Genomic DNA, 13,467 nt, shown 5'->3' with positions numbered 1-13,467 from the left:
CGGGGCACCAGCTCCGCCGTCGCCGCCGACCCCGGTGACCACGCACACACCCGGCAGCCGACAGGGCTGCAGGTAGAGCAGCTGCCCGTTGTCGTCGCTGCCATCCACCTTTCACTGCGGTGGCCCACCGCTCGGCCGGGGCCCGGGAGTGGGGTACCTGCCGAGCCGCCTACCCGCCCGGACCGCGAGGGGCCCGCCGGACGGCAGGCAGGCCCGGGGAACCGCACCGCTCACTCCGTCGCCGCCCTCTTCCTCGCACCCCGGTGGCCCGCCACCCGGCTGGAGCCCGGGAGTGGGGGACCAGCTGATCCGTCGTTGCCCATCACGGCGACCACGCACACGCCGGGCGGCCGACAGCGTCGCAGGCGGTGCCGCCTACCTCCGTCGTCGCCGCCATTCCCATTGCACCCCGCAGGTCAGCCGACCGGCTAGGACCCGGAGCACGAGGAAGGACCCCCGTCGCCGATGGCGTCCGCTGGATTGGGGGAACTCTCAGCAGCCACGGCCACCGCTCGCACCCCACCGCTCGCACCCCACCGCAACAGCCCCGAAGCGGCCCTGCAGGGACGTGATCGCGCGCAGAGGCACAGCAGAGGCACAAGAGCATCATCCGGGAATCGCCCCCTAACCCCCCGGCCTCGCTCGCAGCCCCTCCACGACCTCGCCCACCAGGCGCTCGACCTCCAAGCGCGCCCCGCGTTCCTTGGCCTCCAGGTGGCCCGACAGCGCGAAGGCCATCAGCCCGTGCACGGTCGACCAGGTCAGCAGCGCCAGGTCCGCCGGGTCGCCCTGCCGGATCACGCCTTCGCGCTGCCCCTGCTCCAGCATCCCGGCGCACAGCTCGAACAGCGACACCGCCGCCGCGTGCAGCGGTCCGCCCTCCTCGCCTTCGGCCCGCTTCTGGGCGAGCACCCACTCGCCGAACATCAGCCGGTAGTGCTCGGCGTACTCGGACGCGAAGTCGATGTAGGCCATCAGCACGGCCCGCAGCACCGACGGCGTGTCGTCGGCCCCCCGGGCCGCGGTGCGCATACGGTCGCCCAAGTCCCGGAAGGCCCGCTCGGCGACGGCGCGCAGCAGGGCGTCCTTGTCGGCGAAGTGGCGGTAGGGCGCGGTCCGCGACAGCCCGACCCGTGCGCCCACTCCGCGCAGCGTGACCGCGCCGGGGCCGCCCTCGCCGAGCAGGTCCCAAGCCGCGCGGATGAGCCGCTCTCGGGTATCGGGCGACTGACCAGGAATCACGCGAAAACCGTAGGAGACGGCGTTGACAGCGTCAACTCACCCTCCTAGGTTGACGGCGTCAACTCAATCTCTCCGGGGAGCGACGCCTTGGACACCACAGTCAACGGCGAGCACACCACCGTCCACCCTGCCCCCGAGGACGCCGCGGCCGAAACCCTCCGCGAGGAGCTCGGTCTGACGGGGGCCAAGATCGCCTGCGGCCAAGGGGTATGCGGGGCCTGCACCGTCCTCGTCGACGGTGCGCCCACCGCCTCCTGCCTGCTGCCCTCCACCGCGCTGGAGGGCCGCTCGGTCACCACCGTCGAGGGCCTGGAGGGGCGCCACCCCGTGCAGCGCGCCTTCGCCGCCCACGACGCCCTGCAGTGCGGCTACTGCACGCCCGGCTTCGTCGTCGAGGCCGCCGCCTTCCACGACCGGTGGCGGGCCGAGCACGGGACCGGCGCGCCGGACCGCGCCGACATCGCCGACGCCCTCTCCGGCCACCTGTGCCGGTGCGGGGCCTACGAGGGGATCTATGCGGCCGTCGCATCCGCGTGCGCCGGGCGCTTCGACGAGGACGCCTCCTCCGGGGCCGACGGCGGCGCCCGCACCGACGCCGAGGACAAGATCACCGGACGCGCCCGCTACACCACCGACGTGCACCCCGAGGGGTGCTGGGAGGCGGTGGTGGTGCGCTCGGACCGGGCCCACGCCCGGGTGGAGCGCATCGACGCGGCCGGAGCGGTCCACGTCGACCTGCTGCCCGAGGACCGGACCGTGCGCTATGCGGGCCAGCCGGTGGCCGCGGTCGCCGCCCCCACCCGCGCCGGGGCGCGGCAGGCCGCCGCGCGGGTGCGCGTCGACTACCGGGACCTCCCGGCGGTCCTCGACACCGGGACCGCCGCCACCCCCGGTGCGCCCCTGGTCTACGCCGACAAGGAGGAGCGGTCGGCCGCGCCCTCCAGCAACGAGGGCGGTACGGCGCCCGCCCCGTGGCGGGGCAACCGGCGCGGGCCGCTGAACCTCGGGTTCCGCCGCGGCACCGCCGTCAAACGCCTGAACGACGCCCACGCGCGCGGCGACCGGCTGCTGTTCTCGGCCGAGTTCAGCACCGCGGTGCAGGTGCACACGCCCCTGGAGCCGCACGCCTGCGTCGCCCGGTGGGAAGGCGGCGACCTGTACCTGAACGTGTCCACCCAGTACGTGCGTGGCGTGGCGCGAGAGGCGGCCGAGCACTGGGACCTGGACCCCGAGCGGGTGCACGTCCGCGCCGAGCACGTCGGAGGCGGGTTCGGCGCGAAGTCGGCGCTGAGCACCGAGTCCATCGCCGCGGTGGAGCTGTCCCGGCTGGCCGGCGCACCGGTCCGCCTGGTGTTCGACCGCTCTGAGGAGCTGACCGACACCGGGAACCGGCCGGGCACCCGGACCCGGCTGGCGATGCTCGCCGACGAGAAGGGGGACCTGTCGGCGCTGTCCATCGACACCTGGGGCGACGGCGGGGTGTCCATCGGGTCGGCCGTGGCCGTGCACGGCATGCTCATCTATGGCCGTGCCCCGCGCCGCCTGCGCGACTTCGACGTGGTCACCCACCGCCCGCCGGGCCTGCCGTTCCGCGGCCCCGGCGGTCCGCCGCTGGCCTGGGCGCTGGAACAGGCCGTCGACGAGATGGCGCTGCGCCTGGGCGAGGACCCGATCGCGCTGCGGCAGCGCTGGGACGGCAACCCCAAGAGGGCCGCCCTGTACGAGCGCGCCGCCGCTCTACCGATGTGGCGCGACCGCGAGCGCGGGGCGCGCACGGGACGGTTCCGCCGGGGCGTGGGCGTGGCCGTCTCCAACTGGCCCTACCTGCTCGACCCCAGCGCCCAGGTGGAGCTGGTGGTGGAGGACGGATGCGTGGTGGTGCGCACCTCCACCCAGGACATCGGCACCGGTGTGCGCACCGTCCTGGCCCGGGTCGTGCGCGAGGAGCTGGACCTGGACGCCGACCAGGTGCGGGTGGAGACCGGGGACAGCGGCCCGGTGCCCGGACCCGGCTCGTTCGGCAGCCGGACGACGACGTCGGTGGCGCCCGCCGCGGCCGACGCCGCCCGCCGCCTGGGCGAGCGGCTGCGCGCGTCGGCCGACGGCGGCCCGGCCGCGTCCCGGGAGAACCTGAAGGCGGCCGAGGGCCTGCGCACCACGGGCACGCGCGCCCGGGACCGGCGGGGGTTCCTGTCCCCGCCCTTCAACAACGCGGAGATGGCCCTCGGCCGGGGGCTGGCCGGGGCGGTGCACGTGATGGAGGTGGAGGTGGACACCCGGCTGGGCCGGGTGCGGCCGCTGCACTGCTGGGCGGGGATCGCCGCCGGGCGGATCTACGCCGACCGCCAGGCCCGCAACCAGGCGCACGGCGGGGTGGTCCAGGGCATCGGCTACGCGCTGTACGAGCAGCGGGTGACCGACCCGGTGACGGGCCGGACGCTCAGCGACAACCTGGAGGACTACCGGCTGCCGGGGATCGGCGACGCCCCGGAGATCGAGGTGTACTTCCACGAGGAGGGCTGGGAGCACGTGCCCGGCGGCGGTGTGGGCCTGGGCGAGGTCTCCACCGTCGGGGTGGCCGCCTCGGTGGCCAACGCGGTGCGCGACGCCGTCGGCCGCCGCCCCCTCGACCTGCCCGTGCGCCCGGACCGACTGCTGGAGGGACTGCGCTGATGAGCATCGTGAGCACCGACGAGTTCGCCCGCCTCACCGAGGAGCTGCGCTCGGGCGCCGAGGCGCGGGCCGGGGGGACCGACACCATGGCGCGGCTGCGGGCCGGGCTGGACGCGGGGCCGTTCGCCGACCTTGGCGGCCTGGAAGAGCTGCGGGGGGTGGCCTGGGGGCCGAACGGGGGCGCCCGCATCGGGGCGCTGACCACGGTCGCCGACGTCGCGGCCGACCCGGTGCTGGGGGCGGCGTACCCGGCGCTGACCGCCACGGCGCGGGCGCTGGCCACGCCGCAGATCCGCAACGCGGCCACGCTGGGCGGGAACCTGCTGCAGCGGAACCGGTGCTGGTACTTCCGCAACCCGGAGTTCTCCTGCCACCAGGACGGGGGCGACTCGTGCCCGGCGCGGGCGGGCGACCACAGGGGCGGCGTCGCGTTCGACACTTCGCCGTGCGCGGCACCCCACGCGTCGTCCCTGGCGGTGGCGCTGCTGGCGTACGACGCCCGTGCGGAGACGGCCGACGGGCGCTCCGATCCGGTGCAGCGGCCGCTGCGGGAGCTGTACGACGCCGCCGACGGCACGCGGGACCACGTGCTGGAGCCGGGCGAGGTGCTCGGGGTGATCGAGCTGCCGGCGCCGGAGCCCGGGGAGACGGCCGCCTATGTCAGGGCGACGGCGCGCTCGCGCGCGGAGTGGCCGCTGGTGGAGGCGGTGGCCCGGGTGGTGCGCGAGGACGGCGGCAGCGGCCGGGTGGCCCGGGTGGCGGTCGCGGCGGGGGCGGTGGCCCGCACCCCGCTCCGTCTGGGCGAGGTGGAGTCGGCCCTTGAGGGGGCGCCCGCCGACCCGTCCGAGGCGGCGAAGGCGGTGGAGGGGTTGCCGGGCCAGTGCTCGCCGCTGCCGGGCACCCGGTACAAGACGACGCTGCTGAGGGACACGGTGCGCGACGCGCTGGAGCGCGCGCTGGCGTGAGGTGGAGGTGCGCGGTCCTCACGCCCGGGGGCCGCGCACCTCCGCCGCCCGGCTCCCCCGGGGGCTCAGCCCCGCAGCGCCGCCCGGTGCGCCAGTTCCCGGCACACGATGGCGAAGTCCATCCCCGCGGCCTCCACGGCCATCGGGAACAGCGACGTCTCCATCATCCCCGGGGCGACGTTGGCCTCCAGGAACACCACCCGGCCCGAGTCCTCCACGATCATGTCCGTGCGGGACAGGTCGCGCAGGCCCAGCGCGCTGTGCGCGGTCAGGGCCGCCTCCTTGGCGGCCTCCGCCACCGCCCCTTCCAGGCGCGCCGGGGCGAAGAACTCGGTGCGCCCGGCGGTGTAGCGGGCGGCGTAGTCGTAGACGCCGCCGTCGGGGACGATCTCCACCGGCGGCAGCGCCGTGGGGCCGTCCCCCGTGTCGACCACCGAAACGGCCACCTCGGTGCCCGCGATGCGCTCCTCCACCAGGGCCGTGTCGCCGTAGGCGAAGCAGTTCACCAGCGCCGAGGACAGCGCGTCGGCGCTGTCGACCGTGGCGGCGCCGAACGCCGACCCGCCCTGGTCGGGCTTGACGAACAGCGGCAGGCCGAGGGCGGCGGCGATGCGGTCGACCAGCTCGCGCGCGCCCAGGTCCCGGAAGGCGGCCTTGGGCAGCGCCACCCCGCGCGGCACCGCGACCCCGCGGGCCTCGACCAGCGCCTTGGCGACGGGCTTGGCGTAGGCGCGGCGGCAGGCGTCGGGCCGGGCGCCCACGTAGGGCACGCCGCTGACCTCCAGGACCTCGCGCACGACCCCGTCCTCGCCGGGGGCGCCGTGCAGCACCGGGAACACCGCCTGGGGCGGGTCGGAGGACAGCCGCCCCAGCAGGGCGGAGTCCACGTCGGCGGTCTGCACCTCGATGTCCAGGCGGCGCAGGGACTCGGCGACGCGGCGCCCGGAGCGGACGCTCACTTCGTGCTCGGGGGAGAGCCCTCCGGCCAGCACCAGCACCCGGTCCAGATCGGCCACGGTCGCGTCCTCTTTCCGCTTCTGCTCGTGCACTAGGGAAGGTCGGGGGTCGGGGCCTCGCCGCCGCCGTGCGGGGCCGACGGTGCGGCGCCGAAGGTGTCGCGCAGCGACATCTCGTTCTCGATGACGCCCACCAGCCGCCGCACGCCTTCGCGGATCTCGGCCGGGGTCGGGTAGCAGAACGACAGCCGCATGTTGCGGTGGCCCTCGTCGGAGGCGAAGAAGCCGGTGCCGGGCACGTAGGCGACCCGCTCGGAGACGGCGCGCGGCAGCATCGCCTTGGAGTCCAGCCCCTCGGGCAGGGTCAGCCAGACGAAGAAGCCGCCCTCGGGGCGGGTCCACGCGGCCCCGGGCGGCATGAGCGCCTCCAGCGCCGCGAGCATGGCGTCGCGGCGCTCCCGGTACATCTCGTTGAACTCCTTGATCTGCTCCCGCCAGGGGTGCTCGGACAGGTAGCGGCCGACCACCATCTGGTTGAAGGTGGAGTGGCTGAGCATCGCCGACTCGGCGGCCAGCACCAGCTTGGCGCGCACGGCCGAGGGCGCCAGCGCCCAGCCGATGCGGAACCCCGGGGACAGGGTCTTGGAGAAGGAGCCCAGGTAGATGACGTTGTCGGGGGCGTCGGCGCGCAGGGCGCGCTCGGCCTCGCCCTCGTAGCGCAGCAGGCCGTAGGGGTTGTCCTCCAGCACGAGGAGCCCGTGCCGGTGGCAGATGTCCAGGACGCGGCGGCGGCGCTCGGCGGTCAGCGTCACCCCGGCCGGGTTCTGGAAGTTGGGGACCGTGTAGAAGAACTTGGCGCGGCGCCCCTCGGCCGCCAGCGCCTCCAGGTGCTCCTCCAGGGCCTCGGGGACCACCCCGAGGTCGTCCATGGCCACGTGGCGGATGTCGGCCTGGAAGGCGGCGAAGGTGTTGATGGCGGTGACGTAGGTGGGCGCCTCGGCCAGAACCACGTCGCCGGGGTCGACGAAGACCCGGGTGACCAGGTCCAGGGCCTGCTGGGAGCCGACGGTGACGATGACGTCGTCGGGGGCGGCGTCGATGCCCTCCAGGGCCATGACCTCGCAGATGCGCTCGCGCAGGTCGGGGTCGCCCTGCGCGGAGCCGTACTGCAGGGCGGTGGCGCCCTGCTCGGTGGCGACGCGGCGGACGATGTCGCCGACCTGGTCCAGCGGCAGCGCGCTCACGTTGGGCATGCCCCCGGCGAGGGAGACCACCTCGGGGCGGGAGGCGACGGCGAACAGGGCGCGCACCTCGGAGGCGACCATCCCCTGGGCCCGTGCGGCGTAGGAGCCGACGTAGGGGTCGATGCGCGAGCCCCGCCGGGGGGCCGCCTGCCGTTGGGGATCATCCGAGGACACGATCCACCTCCGCGTGTACGAGCGTCGATCGGCCCAGTGTACGTGCGGTGCGCGGGTGGACGGCCCGCGGGGCCGGGGGCCGGGCCGGGCGCCGCCGGGGCCCAGAAGAACGTGAATGCGCCCGATGTCCCGACGAAATACCCGCACCCCCGACGCGAACTCCTTTCACATAACGCCTTCAACCCATTTCCAACCCGAAATCAAAAATGATCAGGTAATGTCGTGACCAGCGACCGGGGGGAATCGCGGCGAACGACTGGAGGACCGGGGCGTGGGGCGACCCGACGCGGACCAGGTCAAGCTGTACGGACGTCGGGAGGCGGTCGATATCGTCGCCGACCTCCGCAGAGCACCGCGCGCGGATGCGCCGTCCCTGGTGCACGGAATCGAGCTGGACCGGGGACCCATTCTGGTCGTCACCGGAATGCACGCGTCCGGAAAAAGCGCCCTGCTGTCCCGGATCGAACGGGAGTGCCGTTCCCGGGGCGAGCCCGCCGACGCCGTCCCCTGCGTCCTGCTCGACATGGACGCGGCCCGGCTGCGCGACGTCCCCGACGCGGTGTTCGCGCTGTCGCGCGGGCTGAGCGCGCACACCGGCACCTACCACGGCCGCCTCCGCTTCCCCCGGCTCGCCGCCGCCCGCCTGTTCCTGGGGCCCCGGCCCGACGGAGAGGACGGGGCCGCGGACGCCGGGTCCGAACAGGAGATGCGCGTGCGGGCCCGTGAGCGGCTGCAGTCCTCGTCGCGCGACGCGGCGCGGCTCGCCGACCGCCTCACCGACATCGCCGACAAGGTCGTGGCCGGCGGCTTCAGCGCCGGGATGTCCGAGGCCTCGGGCGCCTCGGTGCCCGTGGCGGTCGCCGCCGAGCTGCTGGGGTACACCGCCGGTTCGGCCGTCGCGCTGGTCACACGGCGCCTGCCGGTGCTCCTCTCCTTCCGGCGGCGCCTGGAGGAGGTCCGCGACTGGTTCGGCAGGAGCCGGCTCCTCCTGCCCGGCTTCGACGAGGGCGCGCCCCCGGACGGGTACCTGGCCCTGGCCACGCTGGAGCGGATGGCCACGGTCCGCAGGCGCACCGGCGACGGCGACGGCACGCTCGACACGGTCCTGTGCCAGGCGTTCCTCGCCGACCTGCGGGACTCCTACACCCGCATGAGCAGGCACAGCGCCCTGCTGGACCACCGTGTCGCGCTGATCGACGACGCCGAGGCCGACCCGGGCCGGGACTTGCTCCACCACCTGCTGGAGGCACGCCGCCAGGACCGCAGGGAAGGCGCTGGGCCCGATCGGCTCACGGTGGTCGCGACCGTGCGCTTCGACCTGTTCCCCGGCTCTCTGGACGACCGGCACCGGGTCCTGGTCCGCGACCGGCACGGGACGCGCGTCCGCGCGTCGGAGGACGCGCTGTGGGGGCCCACGGCCCCGCGTGAGCGCGGCACGCCCGACGTGCTCGGCTACAGGCTGCCCCTGCTCACCCGGGTGGACTGCGCCGAGCTGGCCGGGGCGATGGGCCACCGCTGGCCCGACGCGAAACGGACGGGGCGGCTCCTGCACCGGTCGGTCGGCGGCCACGCGGGGGCGGCCGCGGTGGTGGCGCGGCACTCCGCCGGGAAGGGGCCGCACTGGCCCCCGGGGCACGCCGGGCCCGACCTGCACATGCTGCTGCCGCCGTTCGACCCCGACGGCGCGCCGCTCCCGCGGACGGCACCGGAGGAGGAGCTGTGCCGCACGCTGCTCGGCGGGCGGGTCGATACATGGGACCACACGCTGTGGGTGCACAGCGCCGCCCGCGACGGCGACGCGGCCCAGGCCGTGCTGCACCCCGGGACCCGCGGCCTCGAGACGAAGGCGTCACGGCTGACGGCCGACCGCAAGGACCTGCTGTGGGGGCCCGATCCCGGTTTCGCGCTTCTGCGGCGCCTGCTGCAGCGGCGGCTCGCGCACAACAACGGGGCGCCGCACCTGTTCCGCCTGGTCCACGAGAGGCTCGCCGAGCACTACGAGGAGGCGGTCTCCGACGGCATGGTCCACGGGGCGGAGGCGGGGCTGCTCTATCACCGGCTCGCCGCCGAAGGGATCGGCGCGGCGGCCGTCGAGGCCGCCGGGATGCTGGGCAAGACCGCGGGCGACCAGGAGCGGACCCGGGCGTGGGTCGCGTGGGTCGAGGACGCGGCGTCGGCCCCGATGCTCGCCGCCGCCCGGGAGGAGGGCGGCCCCGGCGAGGCACCGATCGACCGCGTGAACCGGCTGGCCTCCGAGGCGCGCGCGCAGGCGAAGGCCCTGGACGCAGGGGCGGGGAAGGCCGTCACGACGGTCGCCTCGCTTCTCGCGGGGCTGGTCGTCGCCCGGGACCCGTTCGGCTGTCCCTGCCTGGGCGCGGTCCACCGGCGCGTCGCCGACAAGTACGAGGTGCTGGCGGACGGCGGACCGGGCGATGGCGGCGCCCTGCTGGCGGCCTCCCACAGGCACGGTTCAGAGGCCCTGCAGGACTGATCCTGAGAGGAAGGGGAGGCTCCGTGCCCTCATCGCGGAGGACCGACCGCTCGAACGACTCCGGACCCACGCTCAAGCGCGACAAGCAGGTTCCCGCCTGGTGGCGGCGGTGGTGGTTCCGCCTGTCGGTCGCCGGGCTGGCCCTCGTCCTGGTCGTGTCGGCCGCCTGGTGGGCGGTTCCGCGCCTGCTGTGCGGCGGCGAGGCCGGCCTGGTGCGGGTCAGCGGCGAGTGCGTGGGGGTGACCGACGGCTCCTACCTCTTCCCCGCCGACCGCGCGGCGCTCACGCACGCCTTCCCCGCCGGGGACGACGGGGCCGACGCCGAATTCGACCGGTTCGCCGAGGACTTCCGCGAGGTGCAGGAGGGGATCGCCGAGCAGAACGCGCAGGTCGCCGCCTCCGGCGACGACTACGTCACGGTGGCCTTCCTCGCCCCGCTCTCCCCGCGGGACGACCGCTCCTTCGACCACACCCGGCTGCTGAGCTCGCTGTGGGGGGTGCTGGCCGCCCAGCAGCGGATCAACGGCTCCCAGGACTTCTACGACCCCGCCTACCCGGCCTTCCAGGTGCTGCTGGCCAACGAGGGGGACCGCCAGGAGCACTGGCGGCACACCGCGGACGAGCTGGTCGCCCTGAGCCGGGACGCCGACCACCCGCTGGTGACGGCCTTCGGGATGCCCCTGAGCTCGCAGGCCACCCAGGACTCCGTGGCCCTGTTGTCGGACGCGGGCGTGCCCATGGTGGGCGGGGCGGCGGCCACCGACGAACTGAACCGGGAGGGGGTCCCCGGCTTCGTCCGCGCCTCGCCCGGCGTCAGCGACTTCACGGCGGCGCTGTCCCGGCACCTGGCCGCGGAGGACCTGGACCGGGCGATGACCGTGTACGACGACGCCGGGCTCAAGGAGGGGCCGGACCGCTTCGTCGACTCCCTCCGGAACGCCTATGCCCGTGACATCCGCGGTGTCGAACGGTTGAGCCAGCACTCCTTCACGGGCCACTCCCTGGAGGCGCTGCCCACCCCGCGGCTGTTCTCCGGGATCGCGCGCAAGATCTGCAGCGCCGCCCCCGACCTGGTGCTGTTCGCCGGACGCACCAACGACCTGGAGGGCTTCATCGGGTCCTGGGCCGCCCAGGAGCGCGACTGCCGCGCCGACATCGACCTGACCATCGCCTTCATGACCACCGGGCTGACGGTGTCGATGGACGGGGAGCTGATGCGCGCCCTGGAGGAGGCCGACGCGCGGCTGGTCCTGGCCACCACCGTCGACCCGGCCTGGGTGCGGGGCGCGGACTCGGCGCCCGAGGGGTACGCCCTGTTCGAGGAGGCGTTCATCGGGGCCGCAGGGGAGGACGCGGTGCCGACCCTGGTCGACGGGTACGCGGCCATGGCCCACGACGCGCTGGCCGTCACGGCCAAAGCGGTGCGCACGACCGCCCTGGAGATCCGCGAGAGCGGCGCGGAGGGGGAGGGGCTCCCGCTCTCGGCCATCATCGCCGGGCAGGAGAAGCTCAACACCTCCAAGGAGGACATGGTGGTGGGGGCCGGGGGCACCCTCTCCTTCTCCGACGGGGGCGACGGCAGTCCGGAGGGCAAGCCGGTCCCGGTGGTGGAGCTGCCCGCCGACAAGGACGGGGCGGCCTCGGAGGACTACTACACGACCGGCGGGGACTAGGGGCTCTGCCAGGATTGCCGCGTGCACGACGACGCGACCCCCATCCCCGTGACCGAGCTCGACGCGCCGGTGCGCCGCCCCGAGGGGCCGGTGCGCGGGGGTGTGCCCGAGCACGGGCGGGTGCCCCGGTACTACGCGGTGCGGACCTCGATCGAGGGGCTGCTGGAGCACTTGCCCGAGGGCGGGCCGCTGCCGACCGAGCGGGAGCTGGCCGAGCGGTTCGGCGCCGCCCGGGAGACGGTGCGCCAGGCGGTCCGGGACCTGCTGCTGCAGGGGCGGCTGCGGCGGCGCGGGCGCGGCACGGTGGCCGCGGGGCCCAAGCTCGCCCAGCCGCTGGCGCTGCGCAGCTACACCGAGGGGGTGCGGCGCGGCGGGCAGGTGCCGGGGCGGACCCTGGTGGCGCTGGAGCGGCGCCCGGCCGGGCCCGAGCTGGGGGCGGCGCTGGCGGTCGGCGCGGACGCGGCGGTGTGGCACCTGGAGCGGGTGCTGCTGGCCGACGGGGAGCGGGTGGGCCTGGAGAGCGTCTACGTACCGGTGGCGCGCTTCCCGGGGCTGGACCGCGGCTTCGACCCGGGGGCGTCGTTCTCCGCCTACGCCCGGCGGGAGGCGGGGGTGCGGTTCGGCGCGGCCGAGGAGCGGCTGGAGACGCTGTTGGCGACCCCGCGCGAGGCGCTCCTGGTCGGTACTCCCCCGGCGCTGCCGATGCTGCTGGTCAACCGGGTGTCGCGGGACACCGCCGGGGTGCCGGTGGAGCACGTGCGCGCGCTGTACCGGGGCGACCGGTTCCGTTTCACCGCTGAACTGCACGCCACCCCTGAGGTCACGGACGAATAACGGGTCTAGTCCAAGATTGCCCTCCGGTTCATGCTGCGGTGGGGGCGGTGTCACGGGCGCACCACCCGGTGCCCGGATCGTCGGGGGCATGAGCATGAGAGTGATCGTCGTCGGGGCGGGTGTCCTCGGGACCATGCACGCCTGGGAGGCGGTGCGGCGCGGCCACGAGGTGGTGCACCTGGAGCGCGAGGCCGAGGCGCGGGGCGCCTCGGTGCGCAACTTCGGGCTGGTGTGGGTCGGCGGGCGCGCACCGGGCGCCGAGGCGCGCACCGCGCTGCGCGCCCGCGAGCTGTGGGAGGGCATCGGCGGACGGGTGCCCGGCGTGGGCTTCCGGGCCGGGGGCTCACTGACCGTGGTTCGCAACGAGGAGGAGCGCGCCGTCGCCGAGCAGGCGCTGGAGCTGCCCGACGCCGCCGAGCGCGGGCTGGAGTGGCTGGAGCCCGACCGGGTGCGCGCGGCGAACCCGGCGCTGCGCGGGCAGATGCTCGGCGCGCTGCGGTGCGGGCGGGACGCGGCCGTGGAGTCCCGGGCGGCGCTCCCGGCCCTCCGCGCCGAGCTGGAGCGCAGCGGCCGCTACACCTGCCTGCCCGGACGCCAGGCGCGTTCGGCCGACCGGGGGCGGGTGCGCGACGACCACGGGGGCGAGCACACCGGGGACGCGGTGGTGCTGGCCACGGGGGCGGCGCTGTCCGGGCTGGTGCGCGAGCTGGTGCCGGACCTGCCGGTGCGCAGGGTGCGGCTGCAGATGATGCAGACGGGGCCGCTCGGCGAGGCGCTGACCACCGCGGTCGCCGACGCCGACAGCTTCCGCTACTACCCGGCCTACGCCGGGTCGGCGCTGGAGGCGCTGCGGACGGAGCGGCCGCAGCCGCCGGCGGCCGAGGCCGAGCGGATGCAGCTGCTCATGGTGCAGCGCCTGGACGGCGGGCTGACCATCGGCGACACCCACGAGTACGAGGAGCCGTTCGCCTTCGACGTGCGCGAGGCCCCCTACGACCACCTGGCGCGCACCGCCGAGGAGCTGCTGGGCCGGCCGCTGCCGCGGGTGGAGCGCCGGTGGGCGGGGGTGTACGCGCAGTGCACGGAGCCGGGGCGGGTGGTGCACCGCTCGCAGGCGGCCGAAGGGGTGTGGCTGGTGACCGGGCCCGGCGGGCGCGGCATGACCTGCGCCCCGGCGATCGCCGAGGACACGGCCGACGAACTGGGATGGTGAGC

9 protein-coding genes are annotated in these 13,467 nt (G+C 75.4%); 6 read left to right on the top strand and 3 right to left on the bottom strand.

Annotated elements, in window-relative coordinates:
* Nucleotides 1-624: 624 nt before the first annotated feature.
* Nucleotides 625-1,242 (bottom strand): TetR/AcrR family transcriptional regulator, encoded by a 618-nt coding sequence (locus O4U47_RS21490; RefSeq protein WP_270679722.1) that lies wholly within the window; start codon nucleotides 1,240-1,242, stop codon nucleotides 625-627.
* An 87-nt stretch (nucleotides 1,243-1,329) separates the two neighbouring features.
* On the opposite strand from O4U47_RS21490, the gene O4U47_RS21485 reads away from it, so the two are divergent.
* The gene (locus O4U47_RS21485) at nucleotides 1,330-3,915 is read left to right on the top strand and encodes a molybdopterin-dependent oxidoreductase (RefSeq protein ID WP_270679721.1); all 2,586 of its coding nucleotides are present in this window, start codon (nucleotides 1,330-1,332) and stop codon (nucleotides 3,913-3,915) included.
* Complete coding sequence (locus O4U47_RS21480) at nucleotides 3,915-4,880, top strand: FAD binding domain-containing protein (RefSeq protein WP_270679720.1); 966 nt, start codon at nucleotides 3,915-3,917, stop codon at nucleotides 4,878-4,880. Before O4U47_RS21485 ends, O4U47_RS21480 begins: the two co-directional genes overlap by 1 nt.
* A gap of 65 nt (nucleotides 4,881-4,945) precedes the next feature.
* On the opposite strand, the gene O4U47_RS21475 is transcribed toward O4U47_RS21480, so the two are convergent.
* Nucleotides 4,946-5,896, bottom strand: coding sequence for a D-alanine--D-alanine ligase family protein (locus O4U47_RS21475; protein WP_270679719.1), 951 nt, complete (start codon nucleotides 5,894-5,896; stop codon nucleotides 4,946-4,948).
* Nucleotides 5,897-5,928: 32 nt separating this feature from the next.
* Nucleotides 5,929-7,161 (bottom strand): aminotransferase-like domain-containing protein, encoded by a 1,233-nt coding sequence (locus O4U47_RS21470; RefSeq protein WP_270679726.1) that lies wholly within the window; start codon nucleotides 7,159-7,161, stop codon nucleotides 5,929-5,931.
* A gap of 364 nt (nucleotides 7,162-7,525) precedes the next feature.
* Between O4U47_RS21470 and O4U47_RS21465 the strand changes: the two genes are divergently transcribed.
* From O4U47_RS21465 to O4U47_RS21450, 4 genes are all read left to right on the top strand, one after another.
* On the top strand, nucleotides 7,526-9,745 hold the full coding sequence (locus tag O4U47_RS21465; RefSeq protein WP_270679718.1) for a hypothetical protein: 2,220 nt from the start codon (nucleotides 7,526-7,528) through the stop codon (nucleotides 9,743-9,745).
* Nucleotides 9,746-9,768: 23 nt separating this feature from the next.
* The gene (locus O4U47_RS21460) at nucleotides 9,769-11,418 is read left to right on the top strand and encodes a type 1 periplasmic-binding domain-containing protein (protein ID WP_270679717.1); all 1,650 of its coding nucleotides are present in this window, start codon (nucleotides 9,769-9,771) and stop codon (nucleotides 11,416-11,418) included.
* Nucleotides 11,419-11,508: 90 nt separating this feature from the next.
* Entirely contained in the window at nucleotides 11,509-12,252 is a 744-nt protein-coding gene (locus O4U47_RS21455; RefSeq protein ID WP_270679725.1) for a GntR family transcriptional regulator, read from the top strand.
* Between the two features lie 94 nt (nucleotides 12,253-12,346).
* Entirely contained in the window at nucleotides 12,347-13,465 is a 1,119-nt protein-coding gene (locus tag O4U47_RS21450; protein ID WP_270679724.1) for a TIGR03364 family FAD-dependent oxidoreductase, read from the top strand.
* Nucleotides 13,466-13,467: the final 2 nt, after the last annotated feature.

The organism is Nocardiopsis suaedae (assembly GCF_027706745.1).
GTDB classification, from domain to species: Bacteria; Actinomycetota; Actinomycetes; order Streptosporangiales; family Streptosporangiaceae; genus Nocardiopsis_A; species Nocardiopsis_A suaedae.
Note: the sequence above shows the minus strand (reverse complement) of the source record. Positions and strands in the feature narration are given on the sequence as shown.

What these genes read in the sequence shown, in the direction of transcription:
- O4U47_RS21480 (WP_270679720.1), top strand. Translation starts at nt 3,915, where the DNA reads ATGAGCATCGTGAGCACCGACGAGTTCGCCCGCCTCACCGAGGAGCTG.
- O4U47_RS21470 (WP_270679726.1), bottom strand. Translation starts at nt 7,161, where the DNA reads ATGGTCGCCTCCGAGGTGCGCGCCCTGTTCGCCGTCGCCTCCCGCCCC.
- O4U47_RS21450 (WP_270679724.1), top strand. Translation starts at nt 12,347, where the DNA reads ATGAGAGTGATCGTCGTCGGGGCGGGTGTCCTCGGGACCATGCACGCC.